General features: G+C 51.7%; 11 protein-coding genes. 6 read left to right on the top strand and 5 right to left on the bottom strand.

Going from position 1 to position 13756, the window contains the following annotated elements:
* Nucleotides 1-21 precede the first annotated feature (21 nt).
* Nucleotides 22-1752 (bottom strand): proline--tRNA ligase, encoded by a 1731-nt coding sequence (locus tag IR195_RS11635; RefSeq protein WP_206047611.1) that lies wholly within the window; start codon nucleotides 1750-1752, stop codon nucleotides 22-24.
* Between the two features lie 243 nt (nucleotides 1753-1995).
* On the opposite strand from IR195_RS11635, the gene IR195_RS11630 reads away from it, so the two are divergent.
* Nucleotides 1996-2430 (top strand): hypothetical protein, encoded by a 435-nt coding sequence (locus IR195_RS11630; RefSeq protein ID WP_206047610.1) that lies wholly within the window; start codon nucleotides 1996-1998, stop codon nucleotides 2428-2430.
* 199 nt (nucleotides 2431-2629) lie between these two features.
* Here IR195_RS11630 and IR195_RS11625 read toward each other — a convergent pair whose 3' ends face one another.
* Nucleotides 2630-3838 carry a benzoate/H(+) symporter BenE family transporter gene (locus IR195_RS11625; protein WP_241006710.1) on the bottom strand — a complete coding sequence of 403 codons (1209 nt, stop codon included), beginning with the start codon at nucleotides 3836-3838 and terminating at the stop codon, nucleotides 2630-2632.
* A 150-nt stretch (nucleotides 3839-3988) separates the two neighbouring features.
* Here IR195_RS11625 and IR195_RS11620 point away from each other — a divergent pair, with 150 nt between their 5' ends.
* A complete protein-coding gene (locus tag IR195_RS11620) occupies nucleotides 3989-4576 on the top strand; it encodes a helix-turn-helix domain-containing protein (protein WP_197915507.1) in 588 nt (195 codons plus the stop codon).
* Here IR195_RS11620 and nfo read toward each other — a convergent pair.
* Together nfo and IR195_RS11610 are read right to left on the bottom strand one after the other, a co-directional pair.
* Nucleotides 4546-5421 carry a deoxyribonuclease IV gene (nfo, locus tag IR195_RS11615; protein WP_206047609.1) on the bottom strand — a complete coding sequence of 292 codons (876 nt, stop codon included), beginning with the start codon at nucleotides 5419-5421 and terminating at the stop codon, nucleotides 4546-4548. The genes IR195_RS11620 and nfo overlap by 31 nt on opposite strands.
* Before the next feature lie 36 nt (nucleotides 5422-5457).
* Entirely contained in the window at nucleotides 5458-6225 is a 768-nt protein-coding gene (locus tag IR195_RS11610; RefSeq protein ID WP_125748637.1) for a glycerophosphoryl diester phosphodiesterase, read from the bottom strand.
* A 180-nt stretch (nucleotides 6226-6405) separates the two neighbouring features.
* Between IR195_RS11610 and IR195_RS11605 the strand changes: the two genes are divergently transcribed.
* The 4 genes from IR195_RS11605 (at nucleotide 6406) to glpK (ending at nucleotide 12000) form a co-directional block, all read left to right on the top strand.
* Nucleotides 6406-7383 carry an NADPH:quinone reductase gene (locus IR195_RS11605; RefSeq protein WP_146943667.1) on the top strand — a complete coding sequence of 326 codons (978 nt, stop codon included), beginning with the start codon at nucleotides 6406-6408 and terminating at the stop codon, nucleotides 7381-7383.
* A 232-nt stretch (nucleotides 7384-7615) separates the two neighbouring features.
* The gene (locus tag IR195_RS11600) at nucleotides 7616-9466 is read left to right on the top strand and encodes an SLC13 family permease (RefSeq protein WP_206047608.1); all 1851 of its coding nucleotides are present in this window, start codon (nucleotides 7616-7618) and stop codon (nucleotides 9464-9466) included.
* Between the two features lie 126 nt (nucleotides 9467-9592).
* A complete protein-coding gene (locus IR195_RS11595) occupies nucleotides 9593-10351 on the top strand; it encodes a DeoR/GlpR family transcriptional regulator (protein ID WP_125748629.1) in 759 nt (252 codons plus the stop codon).
* 164 nt (nucleotides 10352-10515) lie between these two features.
* Entirely contained in the window at nucleotides 10516-12000 is a 1485-nt protein-coding gene (gene glpK / locus IR195_RS11590; protein WP_206047607.1) for a glycerol kinase GlpK, read from the top strand.
* A gap of 76 nt (nucleotides 12001-12076) precedes the next feature.
* Here the strand turns inward: glpK and IR195_RS11585 are convergent, their stop codons facing one another.
* Nucleotides 12077-13735, bottom strand: coding sequence for a glycerol-3-phosphate dehydrogenase/oxidase (locus IR195_RS11585; RefSeq protein WP_125748624.1), 1659 nt, complete (start codon nucleotides 13733-13735; stop codon nucleotides 12077-12079).
* Between the last annotated feature and the right edge of the window lie 21 nt (nucleotides 13736-13756).

Here is a 13756-nt window from a genome sequence, read left to right as displayed (position 1 = left end):
CTGCGTGGCCGTTATAAACGCTTATGCGCTGATTAGCCCTGCTTTTTCGCGTAGGAAATCAACGATTGTTTCAGCCGCAACCATAGTTGCCTCGTTATCCCTGCGGCCTTTGTATTCCAGCTCGCCGTTATCCAAACCACGATCACCAATCACTAAACGGTGGGGCACACCCATAAGTTCCAGGTCAGCAAACTTGACGCCGGGACGCGTGTCGCGGTCATCGAGTAGTACATCTAGCCCGGCAGCTGTGAGCGCTTGATAGAGACGTTCGGACTCTTCGCGTACACGCTGTGATTTGTGGGCATTCATCGGCACCAACGCAACTTGGAACGGTGCGATAGCATTTGGCCAGATAATGCCTGAATCATCGTGGTTTTGCTCAATGGCAGCAGCGACCACGCGGGTAACGCCGATACCATAGCAGCCCATCCACGGATGACTGGTTTTGCCGTTATCGCCCAGAACCGTCGCATTCATTGCTTCGGAGTACTTTTGCCCAAGCTGGAAGACGTGGCCCACTTCAATGCCGCGCTTGATAGACAGTGTGCCTTTGCCGTCTGGCGAAGGGTCGCCTTCGACAACGTTACGTAGATCGGCAACTTGGGGCAGCGCCACATCACGCTCCCAGTTAATGCCGAAGTAGTGCTTGCCATCGATGTTGGCGCCGGCACCAAAGTCACTCATCAGTGCCACGCTGTGATCAATAATGATCGGCATGTTTAGGCCAACGGGGCCAAGTGAGCCTGGGCCAGCGCCAACTACGGCGCGGATTTCATCTTCGTTCGCCATGGTAAGTGGAGCGGCTACCTGGGGCAGGTTTTCAGCTTTGACTTCATTCAGCTCATGGTCACCACGGATTAGCAGGGCAATCAAACCACCTTCAGCGGCATGCACCATTAGCGTTTTAATGGTTTTCTCAATAGGCAGACCATGCTGCTCTACCAGAGCGGCAATTGTCTTAGCGTTGGGCGTATCGACCAGGTGCATCTCTTCGCTGGGGGCTGCACGCTCGGCGTTGCTGCCTAGCGGCGCGGGTAGAGCCTCAGCTTTTTCCATATTAGCGGCGTAATCGGAGGCGTTAGAGAACACGATATCGTCTTCGCCTGATTCCGCCAGCACGTGGAATTCGTGAGAACCCGTGCCGCCAATCGAGCCGTTATCAGCAATCACAGGACGGAAATCGAGACCCAAGCGAGTGAAGATGCGCGTATAGGCATCGTACATCGTCTGGTAAGTCTCTTTGAGGGAGGCTTCGTCCAGGTGGAAGGAGTAAGCATCCTTCATAATGAATTCGCGAGAACGCATCACCCCAAAGCGCGGGCGAATCTCGTCACGGAACTTGGTTTGAATTTGGTAAAAATTAACCGGCAGCTGCTTGTAGCTGGCAATCTCTTTGCGCACCAAATCGGTAATGACTTCTTCATGGGTCGGGCCCACGCAGTAGTCACGCTCGTGGCGATCTTTCAGGCGTAGTAGCTCCGGACCGTACTGCTCCCAGCGGCCAGACTCTTGCCATAGGTCTGCTGGTTGCACGGCAGGCATTAATACTTCCTGAGCTCCGGCACGGTTCATCTCTTCGCGAACAATGGCTTCAACCTTACGCAGCGTGCGCAGGCCAAGAGGCAGCCACGTATAGAGGCCAGAGGTAAGACGGCGGATCATACCGGCGCGCAGCATTAACTGGTGGCTGATGACTTCAGCGTCGGCCGGGGTTTCTTTTAATGTCGCAATCAATAATTGGCTGGCGCGCATGGGCGTGAGCATTCCTTGTTGGTAGGGGTGATGCTTAATCGTTTAGTAATGTAGCGCTTAAACTAGCGTTGAATACGGCATTGTACGGCTAAGCGAGTTTGGCGGCAAAACCCTACGTTAACAGCTTGACGTGTGCAGGTAAGCAAATGTGTTAAACTCGCTAAGTTTTGTGGCTCGATAGCAGTGGGCAAACAACCGCATCTTTTTCAGCTATCGGTACGTTAGGACTTTGAGGGAACCTTCATGCAGCAAGCTGTACGCCGTTGGTTAACGGGGGCCATTGTTGGTGTCTCCATTGTAACGTTAAGTGGTTGTGGGACGCTTTTTCATCCTGAACGTAAAGGACAATTAAGCGGTAATATTGACCCAGTGGTGGCTGTCGCCAATGGTGTTGGACTGCTGTTTTTTATTGTGCCGGGGGTTATCGCGTATGCCGTGGATTTCTCTAATGGCACTATTTACTTACCAAGTGCGAGCAGTGCGTCGGTAGATATTCACCACTTAGACGACGCTATGGACGTCGCTTCACTGGAAAAGCTGCTGTCAGATAAAGCGGGGCAGCCGATTAGCTTGGCAAACGAATTATTGATGATGGAAGAAGTGGCCAGCTTGGATGAAGCGTTAGCCATGGTGCGCATGTCGGGGGTACTGGATGAAGAGCGCCTCGCCACGATGTAATGCCTAAACCGCACGTCATTCCTGAGTCACCGCACGTCATTCCTGAGTCACCGTACGTCATTCCCGAATCACCGCGCCGTCATTCCCGAGTGGGGTGATCGGGAATCCACCTTGACCTACAGCAGCCCGAAGCCCCAGGTCAACATGGATTCCCGCTAAGGACCTGCGGGAATGACGAAGTGGCATGAGCAACATACCGCTAAGGCTTTGCAGCCTTGGTCAGCTTTAGTACCACCAGGCCCGCTACAAGCCCCCAGAATGCGCCGCCGATACCTAACAAAGTGATGCCTGAGCCGGTTAGTAAAAAGGTAACAATGGCGGCATCTCGTTGCCCGCTATTTTCAAATGCATTCGCTAACCCACCACTTAATGTGCCAAGTAACGCTATCCCTGCCAGCGACATCACTAGGACGCTGGGAAGCGCATTGAAGATTCCAGTAACTGTGCCCCCAAAGATTCCCATCGCGATATAGAACACGCCCGCTGCAACGCCTGCAGTATAGCGTTTAAGAGGGTTCGCATGGGCGTCAGGCCCTATGCAGACTGCTGCACTAATGGCCGCCATATTGAATGCATAGCCACCGAAGGGTGCAAGTAGCAGCGTTGCTCCCCCTGTCCAACTAATGAGCGGCGAACTGTTTGGCTGATAGCCTGCTGCCCGTAGCACGGCTACGCCAGGTAAGTTTTGAGTTGCCATGGTAATGACAAACAGGGGGATGCCAATGCTGATCAGCGTTGTCAGCGAAAAGGTAGGCGCAGTGAAAACAGGTACGGTAGGCGCTAGCGGAATGCTGTGTACGTTAAGTTGGCCCTGCCAAAGGGCAATAGCAATGCCGATTAACAGCACGCCAGGCACTGCGAGCGTTGGCCATAGGCGCCGGCCGGCTACCCAAGCGGCTAACATGCTCAGTGGCAGCAGCCATTGGCTTTCCATCACGTTAAACAGCTCTAAGCCAAAGCGCAGCAGAATACCTGCCAGTAGGGCCGAGGCGATTGCGCTGGGGATATAGCGCATCAAGCGCTCGAATAACCCTGTTACGCCGCAGAGCGTAATGAGCAGCGCGGAGAAGAGGAAGGCACCGATGGCTTCATCAAGTGGAATGCCAGGTAGGTTCGTCGCCAAAAATGCTGCTCCTGGCGTTGACCACGCTGTTAATAAAGGCATGCGGTAGCGCAGCGATAGCCCTATCGAGGTAATGCCCATACCAATGCCGAGCGCCCATAGCCAAGAGCTAATTTGTGCAGTGCTGGCGCCCGCCGCGGCGGCTGCCTGAAAAATGATGGCCGCTGAGCTTGTGTAGCCGATGGTGACCGCAACGAAGCCTGCAGTGACGGTCGAGAGGCTAATGTCTCGCCAGAAAGGGGGTTTATGGCTTCCTATGGGCTGTAGGGTAGGTGGCGCCTCCATAGTATTACCTCGTTTACATTGGCTGGCGTGCGTTATAGCGCACAATACTGCAAGGCTATCACCGTGCGCTATAGCGCACAAGATTGATGTCGCCGGTGTTCATCTTTAATCGGATAGGTAAACTACGCACTAAATTCTATGGAGAACCGCATAGTGAGTGACCCTCATACCATTGCCGAGCACATTGCGGGAACCGTCAAGAAATTACGTAAAGAGCGTGGTTGGAGCTTGGATCGCACGGCGGGTGAAACAGGTGTAAGTAAAGCCATGCTGGGGCAGATAGAGCGTGGTGAGTCTAGTCCTACCATCTCAACGCTGTGGAAGATCGCGAGCGGTTTTAGGGTGTCGTTTTCAACCCTATTTGATGGTGACAAACCTGCGTTAGGCGAACTTCATAGAGATGGTTGGGAGTCCGTTTGGGGCGATGATAGTGCCGGGATGCAAGCGCGGCTGCTGTTCCCTTATGACCCGCTGCTGGGTTTTGAAATGTTTATGATTGAGCTAGCGCCAGGGGCAATCAGTGAATCGTCCCCCCACGCCAGCGGTGTGGTAGAACACATCGTCGTTGTTGAAGGCGAGATGGAGCTGCGCATTGACGAGCGCTGGCAAACGCTGCGAGTAGGCGAGGGGCTGCGGTTTTTTGCTGACCGCCCCCACGCTATGCGTAACAGTGCTACCACGCGGCTACGTTTTCACGATGTGATTCACTATTTGCCCGGCGCAGCTTCAGGCACTTGAGCACAGGGTACTTGAGTACGTAGCCAGTTGAGTTCGTCAGCCCAAATGTCGGGTTCGATGGTTTCCAGAATCATCGGTATGTCATGAATACGTTCGTCTTGCATGATGGTTGTGAATGCGTCCAGGCCGATATTGCCTTTACCCAGGCTGTGGTGGCGGTCGACACGGCTGGCGAAGGCACTCTTAGCATCGTTTAAATGCATGCCGCGTAAATACTCAAAGCCGACCACCTTGCCGAGTTCATCCAATGTTGTTTTGGTGGCTTCGGCGGTACGTAGGTCATATCCGGCGGCGAAGGCATGACAGGTATCAATACAAACGCCAACACGGGTTTTATCATCGACGTAGGCAATAATCTCCGCGAGATGCTCGAAGCGCCAGCCAAGGTTAGTGCCTTGCCCGGCGGTGTTTTCAATTACCGCCGTGACACCTTGTGAGGCTAGCAAAGCCTCGTTGATGGAGTCTGCAATGCGTTTCAAACAGTCGGTTTCGCTGATTTTGTTCAGATGACTGCCAGGGTGGAAGTTCAATAACGTGAGGCCTAGTTGCTCACAGCGCTGCATTTCGTCTAAAAACGCCGCGCGTGATTTTTCAAGCCCAGCGGCCTCCGGGTGGCCTAGGTTAATCAGGTAACTGTCGTGGGGTAAAATTTGTTCTGGGCCAAACCCATGGGTTTGGCAGGCCTGTTTAAACGCCGCAATAGCCTCGTCGGTCAGCGGTTTACCTTTCCACTGCCGCTGGTTTTTGGTGAACAGAGCAAAGCCATTTGCGCCAATTTCTACCGCACGGAGCACTGCTTGATCCGCGCCACCCGCGGCGCTTACGTGGGCACCAAGATAGTGCATAGTTTTCCTTAGGTAGAGTAGTGAGTATTGGCGAATTTAACCGTGTCTACGTCGATTATTCAAATAGCGTTGAAATGCTTCAGGCTCATCAGTAATCGCGCTGGCTACTCCCCAGCCCCAGCGACTTTCAAAAGCGCTGGGGTCATTGGCGGTATAGCATAAAATTTCATAACCATCTCGGCGCATGGCAGCAGCCTGGGTGTGTTTTAAGCGCGGCCAATGAGGGTGGATACTAAAGGCGTCGATGGCTTGACACTGGTCACGCCAGTTTGGAGGTGTGCTGCCAAATAGCACGCCCAGCGCGAGGGCTTCTTTGGGTGCGATACTGCGACATCGAGCTAACGCCCTGGCATCAAATGAGGACACAATCAGCCGTTCGGCGGGCAGTGTTGCTAATACAATTGGTAAGACGGTATCCACCAAGGCGATGGGGTCACGGCCTTTGTTTACCTTGATCTCTAAATTCACCCCCATATTGAGCTCGTTCAATAGCGCTAGCATGGCCTCTAAGCTTGCCATCTTTTCACCGGCAAACGAATCGCCAAACCAACTGCCGACGTCAAGCTGTTGCGCATGCTGCCACGTCAGATTAGCGAGGTCGCCACGGCTATCGGAGCAGCGGCTAATATCGCTGTCGTGCCAGATGACAGGGGTACCATCGCCTAGTAGCTGAACATCCAATTCCACCCAAGTGGTGCCCGCTTGATGCGCGGCACGCACTGCCGTTAGGGTGTTTTCAGGTGCGGCGGCTGAGTATCCGCGGTGGGCTATAAGGGTAGGCAAACAGATTGCTGGGTGCGTCATAGTCTGTCCGTTTTAGAGGAATCAATCAGCATTGCTATTAACATTCTTGAGATAGTCTAGCATGGGTGCATGACAGCAATATGTCCTGTACGGCTGGCTAATCGCTTGATTTGAGGCGCATAACGCGGTTGGATAGCCAGCTAATGTGTGTCCAATAATTAACCGTAGGAGTTTGCCCAGATGTCTAAGCGTATTCAGTTTTCCAAAACGGGCGATTCAAGTGTGTTGGAGTGGGTCGACACAGCGCCTAAGGCACCCGGTAGCGGCGAAGTGCGTATTGCTAATAAAGCGGTGGGCCTGAATTTTATTGATATCTACTTTCGTACAGGACTTTATCCTGCGCCATCTATGCCTTCTGGATTAGGCACTGAAGGTGCCGGGGTTGTCGACGCTGTGGGGGAAGGTGTTACCCATCTAAAAGAGGGAGACCGGGTAGCGTATGCACAAGGGCCATTAGGTGCTTATGCAGAGATGCATACCTTACCAGCGGCCAAGGTAATTAAACTGCCGGACTTTATTGATTTTGAAACCGCTGCGGCCAGTATGCTGAAAGGCTTAACCGTGCAATATCTGCTGCGTCAAACATACGAGCTGAAAGGCGGTGAGACCATTCTTTTTCATGCCGCTGCAGGAGGCGTTGGCTCGATTGCCTGCCAGTGGGCTAAAGCGCTAGGCGTCAAGCTAATTGGTACAGTTAGCTCCCAAGAGAAAGCAGACCTGGCGATGGCTAATGGTGCATGGGCAACCATCAACTACAGCGAAGAGAACGTGGTAGAGCGGGTGCGTGAGCTAACCAATGGCGAAATGTGCGATGTGGTTTACGACTCCGTAGGAAAAGATACCTGGGAAATGTCGTTAGACTGTCTAAAACCTCGCTCGCTAATGGTCAGCTTTGGTAATGCGTCTGGCCCCGTAGAGGGGGTAAATATAGGTATCCTGAACCAAAAAGGCGCGCTGTTTGTCACCCGTCCAAGTTTAAACGGCTATGCGGATACCCGTGAACGCTTTGAAATGATGTGCGATGACTTTTTTGGCATGATCAAAAGCGGCAAACTTCGTATCGACGTAGCACATCGCTACCCGCTTCAAGAAGCAGGAAAGGCCCAAGATGCACTGCAAAGCCGGCAAACAACTGGCTCGACCGTGCTACTGCCTTAATACGCTTACGCTATTCGCAGCCACTCTTTGCAACACTGAGTGAGCTGGGTGGCTTAGTGGTTCTTTAGCCACTTTTTATGAATGCCTGGCCACGCCAGGCATTTTATTGCTCCAACGTTCTTTTGTTGCTCTGCGCTGCTAGGGCTATACGGCCGTATAGTCATCATCTAATGTGTTGTTAGTGAGTTGGCGCATCAGCCGAGCGCACCCAATACAAGGAGATGGACACCGCATGATAATGGAAAGCATTGGGCTTGCGCCTAGCACGCTTGTTTTTATCATTTTGGGATTAACGCTTGCCGCTTTTATGTGGGGGCGATTTCGCTATGATCTCGTTGCGCTAGCGGCGTTGCTCGGCTCGGTAATGCTTGGGCTTGTGCCTAGCGATGAGGCTTTTAAGGGCTTTGGGCATCCCGCTGTGATTACGGTGGCCGCGGTATTGGTCATTAGCCGAGGGTTTGAGCGCTCGGGTGTTGTCGATATCATCGCCAATCAAGTGCTCAAAGTAGGTGAGCGGCTGTTACTGCAGTTACTGGTATTAGTAGGCACGGTCGTGGTGCTTTCTGGGGTGATGAACAATGTTGGCGCGCTTGCACTGTTGTTACCGGTGGCAATGCGCCTTGCGCGTGAACATAATACGTCGCCATCGCTACTGTTAATGCCACTTGCTTTCGGCTCATTGCTAGGCGGCTTAACCACGCTGATTGGTACGCCACCCAACATTATTATTGCCACATACCGGGGTAATATCACCGGTGAAAACTTCGGCATGTTCAGCTTTACCCCTGTGGGGGTTGCTGTGGCGTTAGCCGGTCTGATGTTTATTGTGCTGGTGGGCTGGCGCTTAACGCCTAAGCGCAGTGGACAGGCTTCAACCGAAGAAATGTTTGATACTGCTAATTATTTGGTTGAGTTAAAGGTTTCAGAAGAATCAAAGGCTAATGGTCTAACACTCCAGCAACTACATGATGAACTAGAAGAAGCTATTCCGGTGCTCGCCGTGGTACGAGAAGATAATCGCCGCGCCGGGTATTCATTTCACGGGGTGCTTCGGGAAGGGGATATTCTGCTGCTGGAAGCAGGGCCTGATGAACTTAAGCTGCTGGAAGACAAAGTAGGGCTGAGCGCGATTGCGGAACCCGAAAAAGATGCGCAAGACAGTGACGAGACCGATAGTGAAAATGAAGATACACAACCCTCGGATGAGCGCCAGCCTGTCGACACGGAAGGTCTGCAACTGATTGAAGCGGTGGTGCGAAACGATTCGATGATGGTCAATCGAAGCGTGCGTCAGCTGCGGTTAAACCAGCAGTTTGGGTTGCATTTAGTTGCGGTGGCCCGGGATGGAGGACGTTTAAAACAGCGTCTTCGGGACATTCGTTTTCAAACCGGCGATGTACTGCTGTTACAAGGCAGTGAAAACGAAATCGCTGACAGTTTAGCGACCCTTGGGTGCTTGCCGCTGGCTAACCGTGAACTTCACTTAGGGCAACCGCGAAAATTGGCGCTGTCGATCGGTATTTTTGCCCTCGCGATCATGGCGATGCTGTTTGATCTGCTTCCCGCGGCTGTTGCCATGAGTAGCGCAGCGTTGATATCTCTGCTGATAGGAGTGCTTCCGCTGAGAGAAGGTTATCAAGCCATTGATGGGCCCGTTATTGTTCTGCTAGCGGCTATGCTGCCGGTTGGAGAGGCGCTTGAAACGAGCGGTGGCGCTGAAATTATTGCTGAGGCACTGCTGCGATTTGGCGTCGAGTGGCCCATCATTGTCTCATTAGCAGGGCTATTTATTCTCTCGATGCTACTCTCCAACGTGGTTAATAACGCCGCAGCCGCGCTCTTGATGGCACCTATTGCCGCCAGTCTTGCGAGTGGTTTTGATGTATCACTCGATCCCTTTCTAATGGTGGTGGCTGTCAGCGCCTCATGCGCCTTTCTAACGCCGATAGGTCATCAGTCTAATACGCTAGTGTTAGGCCCGGGTGGTTACCAGTTCGGTGATTATTGGAAACTTGGCCTTCCGCTTTCGTTAGTGGTGATGGTGGTCGCTATTCCTGCCATTTTATGGGTCTGGCCGCTCTAATGGAGCGGCTGCTTAGCGAAAAAAGGGGAGCTTAATGTTCGTATTATTAAATTTCGAAAATTTGCTACTCTATAGCTCATAGAGAGCAGCTCTTAAATATTAAAAAATAACGAATAGGCCGAGCTTATGAACCAACAGTTTCGCCAAGATGCCATCGTCGAGTTAGTACGCCAGCATGGTTATATGAGCATTGAGCAGCTGACCGATCACTTTGCAGTGACGCCGCAAACCATTCGGCGTGATTTAAATACGCTAGCCAACGAAGGGCGGGTTCGCCGCGTTCATGGCGGTGTAGGAATCGAGTCGAGCACTGTTAACACCGCCTACAGCACACGTAAAACGCTACATTTAGAAGAGAAAGAGCGGATTGCTCACTGCTTGGCGCAGCAGATCCCTCATCACTCCTCACTGTTTATTAATATCGGTACCAGCAACGAGATGATCGCCCAGGCGTTGCTTGAGCACCAGGGCTTAGAAATCATTACTAATAACCTGAACGTGGCCGCCATTCTTCAGCACAAAGAAGACTTCACGGTGATTATTGCTGGCGGACAAGTTCGCTCTCGCGATGGCGGTATTATCGGCGAAGCTACCATCGATTTTATCAATCAATTTAAAGTGGATTACGGGATCATCGGGATCAGCGGTATTGATGAAGATGGCTCGCTACTTGAATTTGATTACCAGGAAGTGCGCGTTGCTCAAGCGATTATTGCCAATTCGCGGCGCGTCTACCTTGCTGCAGATTACTCAAAGTTTCATCGTAATCCGGTGGTGCGCCAAGGGAATATTTCCCAGCTCGATGCTCTGTTCACTGATCGAAAACCTCCTGAATCGATTCTGCAGCTGCTGTCACAGCACAGTGTTGCATTGCATATCGCTTAAGCATGATGTGTTAGCTCGGGCAGAATATGGCCACCGATGAGTCTAAGAGTGAAGGAGCATAGTTTCATACTTGAGCATTTGGGGCGGCTAGAGTAGCCTTGAATGATAATAAAGCGAAACAAAACACACAAAACCGAAAGAACCTACAACAAAGTGAACGTGATATGTCCTCCTTTATTCTCGCCATCGATCAAGGTACGACCAGCTCGCGCGCCATTTTATTTGACCGTCAAGGCCAAATAGAGGCGGTTGCCCAACAGGAATTTCCTCAGCACTTCCCTCAAGATGGGTGGATAGAGCATGATCCCGAAAATATTTGGGAGACTGTCCTCGCCACCTGTCGTGAAGTATTAGTACAGGCAAATGTTTCACCAGAGCAAATTGATGGAATTGGCATTACTAACCAGCGTGAAACCACGGTGGTGTGGGATAAAGAGACGGGGAAGCCGCTCTATAATGCGATTGTCTGGCAGGATCGGCGGACCTCTGAACTTTGTCAAACACTCCGTGACCAAGGCCATACAGAGGTAGTACAAGCGAAGACAGGCCTCTTAATAGACCCCTATTTTTCTGCCACCAAGCTTGCCTGGATACTCGATAATGTAGCAGGAGCCCGCGAGCGTGCGCAGCGTGGTGAGCTGCTCTTCGGCACTATCGATACCTTTTTGATTTGGCGATTAACGAATGGCAAGCAACACGTCACTGATGCCACTAACGCATCGCGAACAGCTATTTTTAACATCCATAATCAAACATGGGACGATGAGCTGTTAGCGTTGTTTAACGTTCCTGCCAACATGCTGCCCGAAGTAAAAGATTCCAGCGATGATTTTGGCACCACTGATGCGCAGTGGTTAGGAGCGCCCATTCCTATTGCAGGTGTGGCCGGGGATCAGCAGGCCGCGCTAGTAGGGCAAGCGTGTTTTCAGCCAGGAATGGGTAAAAGCACCTATGGCACCGGCTGTTTTATGATCGTAAACACCGGGGATACACCCTCGGTATCACGAAATCGCCTGCTCACCACCATTGGTTACCGAATTAATGGCAAGCCGACTTATGCCGTGGAAGGCAGTATTTTCGTCGCTGGAGCGACTGTGCAGTGGCTACGCGATGGCTTGAACCTGTTTGCGGATGCATCAGAAACAGAAGCGCTTGCCAAAGAAACCCGCAGCGGACATAGCGTTTACTTGGTACCGGCCTTTACTGGCTTGGGCGCGCCCCATTGGGACCCTAAAGCGCGAGGGGCGATTTTTGGCCTCACTCGGGATACCGGTATCGCTGAAATCGTTGCGGCGGGGCTCCAGGCAGTGTGTTATCAGACCCGTGATCTTCAGCATTGTATGAACGACGATATGGAAGCCACGCCTGGCAACCTGCGTGTCGATGGTGGCATGGTGAAAAACAGCTGGGTGATGCAGTTTTTAGCCGATATGCTCGATGTTCAGGTGGATAGGCCGACTATTCTTGAAACAACAGCGCTTGGGGCCGCTTATTTGGCAGGCTTACGTTTGGGCTGGTATGACACGCTTGAAGAGATTGAGCAGCTCTGGCGTTGCGAAAAGAGCTTCACTCCTGAAATGCCAGAATCGACTCGGGAAGCGTTGTACCAGGGGTGGTTAGATGCTGTGAAACGCGTGCGTTGTAATTAACAAGCGTTTATTGACTACTTCAATAGGCAAAAGCCGCTATCGATGATAGCGGCTTTTTAATCTTGTTGATGGTTAATCAGTGAGTGTTCTGTGGCTCTACTGGCGCTACAAAGGGCTGCGAGGTGTCACGATTTTCAGCAAAGTAGGTAGCAAAACGCTCTTCCGCTTGGTCTCCAAATAGGACCCGACAAGCTTCTTTCAGCCCCTTAGAGTGGCGCAGCTGTTCATGGTGAACAACCAGTGACACTTTGGCTCTTCGACGCAGGAAGTCCTCCAGCTGCGTAATCATTTCGTGGTCTCGGGCATGCTCTAGTTCGCAGCGAATATATTCGGTACCTTCAATGAGAATCTCGGCTTCTGCGGGGTCTTGACGAATCTTTTCTAGCATTTGCATGGCCTGCTCTGCATAACGTCGCCACAACCGGGAAGAGAGCGGTTCGGTAGACGTTGGTGCGGTCATCGCATCTAGATCCATCCGTTTTGCTTGATCCATAAACTGCTGTTTAACAGGCTCTGGCGGCTCGCCGTACCAACGATAGTTGATATCGCTGAGATTGACACCGAGGCGGACCACTTCTTCTGCGATTTCATCACCGACATTCAAGCAGTCGGTTAATTTGCCCCCGAAAATACTAATATGCGCGCTATCCGCATTGGTATCGATGACATGTTTACGCGACAGCTGGAGGAAATCGCGATCGCCGCCACTCTGATCTGCTTTAATGGCCAGCGGTCGAACGCCGCAGCGTGTTGAGATAATGTCGTCTTGGCTAAGCGGCTTTTCTAACGTTAGGCGCTTATTGATATTTTCCAATACAAACTCAATATCTTCAGCGGTAACATCCACCTCTGGATGTTCCATATGTGTATCAGTCGTGCCGATACAGGTGCGATTCCCCATGGGAATGACAAAAAATAGCCGTCCATCGTCGGCAAAAAACGCCAGTACCCGTTTAGTTTCCGTCAATTGCGGAACAATCAGGTGGATGCCTTTGGAGTAAAGATGTTGATGGGTGGTCTTCTCGCCGGTAAGTGCGTTGTGCTGGTCTACCCAGGGGCCAGCCGCATTAATTAATACCTTGGAGCGGATATTGAACGTGCTGCCATCCATGACATTGCGTGCTTTCGTTACCCAATGCTGACCTTCGCGCTCAGCACCAAGCGACTCAACATAATTGGCTGCAATTGCCCCATAGTTAAGCGAATGGCGCACAAAATTAAATACAAATCGGGCATCGTTATCGTGTAAGTAGGCGTCTGAGTATTCAAACCCACCGACTGAGCCTGCAGTATCAATAATGGGTTCTTCTTGCTTAATGTTCTTAGGAGATAGTAGACGGGGACGCTTAGTAAACCCGTTTCCCATTAGCCAGTAGAGCCAGGTGCCTGCCCATAAATACCAGGGTGAATGGCGGAAACCTTTACTGATAGTAGTAAGAAAGCGAATTTCCTGAACGGTAGAAGGGTAACTTTTAATCAAGTGATTACGGCTTTTGCACAGTTTGCGTACTAGTGCAAAATCCTTGCTTTCCATATACTTAATGCCTCCCCAAACTAAGTTGGAGGAGTGCATACTGGTGCTTCCTGCAAAATCACCGCGGTCTATTAAGGCGACTTTAGCACCTTTGCCTGCAAGCGCGGCTGCTGTTGCTGCGCCGTTAATGCCGCCACCGATGATTAATGCGTCAAAGTCGTCAGTGTGCAATTTCTCGATATTCCGGTTACGCAGTTTCATAGCGGTTCCAATTAACAAAGA

Origin of the sequence: Vreelandella venusta (assembly GCF_015689495.1) — a bacterium.
GTDB lineage: Bacteria > Pseudomonadota > Gammaproteobacteria > Pseudomonadales > Halomonadaceae > Vreelandella > Vreelandella venusta.
Note: the sequence above shows the minus strand (reverse complement) of the source record. Positions and strands in the feature narration are given on the sequence as shown.

Bases quoted from the DNA above. Each gene is read 5' to 3' on its own strand.
- IR195_RS11610 (WP_125748637.1), bottom strand. From the start codon at position 6,225: ATGACGCACCCAGCAATCTGTTTGCCTACCCTTATAGCCCACCGCGGA.
- IR195_RS11630 (WP_206047610.1), top strand. From the start codon at position 1,996: ATGCAGCAAGCTGTACGCCGTTGGTTAACGGGGGCCATTGTTGGTGTC.
- IR195_RS11605 (WP_146943667.1), top strand. From the start codon at position 6,406: ATGTCTAAGCGTATTCAGTTTTCCAAAACGGGCGATTCAAGTGTGTTG.
- IR195_RS11635 (WP_206047611.1), bottom strand. From the start codon at position 1,752: ATGCGCGCCAGCCAATTATTGATTGCGACATTAAAAGAAACCCCGGCC.
- IR195_RS11600 (WP_206047608.1), top strand. From the start codon at position 7,616: ATGATAATGGAAAGCATTGGGCTTGCGCCTAGCACGCTTGTTTTTATC.
- IR195_RS11585 (WP_125748624.1), bottom strand. From the start codon at position 13,735: ATGAAACTGCGTAACCGGAATATCGAGAAATTGCACACTGACGACTTT.
- glpK (WP_206047607.1), top strand. From the start codon at position 10,516: ATGTCCTCCTTTATTCTCGCCATCGATCAAGGTACGACCAGCTCGCGC.
- nfo (WP_206047609.1), bottom strand. From the start codon at position 5,421: ATGCACTATCTTGGTGCCCACGTAAGCGCCGCGGGTGGCGCGGATCAA.
- IR195_RS11595 (WP_125748629.1), top strand. From the start codon at position 9,593: ATGAACCAACAGTTTCGCCAAGATGCCATCGTCGAGTTAGTACGCCAG.
- IR195_RS11625 (WP_241006710.1), bottom strand. From the start codon at position 3,838: ATGGAGGCGCCACCTACCCTACAGCCCATAGGAAGCCATAAACCCCCT.